General features: G+C 61.3%; 2 protein-coding genes. Both read left to right on the top strand.

The features are described from left to right. On the top strand, positions 1 to 180 hold a 180-nt coding region (locus tag ACYP5B_RS48935; protein WP_459574686.1), incomplete at its 5' end, for a hypothetical protein. A gap of 267 nt (positions 181 to 447) precedes the next feature. Then, positions 448 to 791, top strand: a 344-nt coding sequence (locus tag ACYP5B_RS48930) for an ATP-binding cassette domain-containing protein (protein ID WP_459574685.1), incomplete at its 3' end; no start/stop codon positions are given.

Genomic DNA, 791 nt, shown 5'->3' with positions numbered 1-791 from the left:
CTGAGCGTCAAGGGGCTTCAGTTGGGCGGCGCAAGCCGCGTCAACGAAGTGCGGATAAATCCAATGCTCAACTTTGAGCAGATTTTATGGAACAGCTGCGACACAGACCTGACATCTGGTTCATGTTTCATAATCAGTGCAAACCCGGATGTTTTGCGACGCAGCAGACGCACACAATAGACGCCGAGATGCCGTGCAGCACTGCTCACATTGGCGCGCCCCCCCAAGGGCGCGTCGCGCGTTCCGGGGAGGGCGCGGCACGGCGGACATCCAGGCAGCAATAAAGGCAGCAAATCAATGCAAGCGGCGCGAAAGCCGCAACAGTCACGGGAGCGCGACTGGATTGGCGCGACCTGTGCGGTGGTGGTGCGACCGGCACCACAGTTCTGACCATTTGGCGGTGCCGACCAGAAGCCGGCGCCGCAGCAAGAGGGCGGGCAGGAGATCATGAATCAGCAAGAAACGATCCTGGAAACGCGGAACCTCACCAAGGAGTTCAAGGGGTTCACCGCGGTAAGCGACGTCAACCTCAAGGTGCGGCGCGGTGCCATCCATGCCTTGATCGGCCCCAACGGCGCCGGCAAGACCACCTGCTTCAACCTGCTGACCAAGTTCCTCGAGCCGACCACGGGCACGATCCTGTTCAACGGCATCGACATCACGCGCGAGAAACCGGCGCAGATCGCCCGGCGCGGCGTGATCCGGTCGTTCCAGATCTCTGCTGTGTTCCCTCACCTGACGGTGCTGGAGAACGTGCGCATCGGGCTGCAGCGGCAACTTGGCACTTCCTA

The organism is Cupriavidus sp. 8B (assembly GCF_054589115.1).
This window is presented reverse-complemented; position numbering and strand designations above follow the sequence as displayed.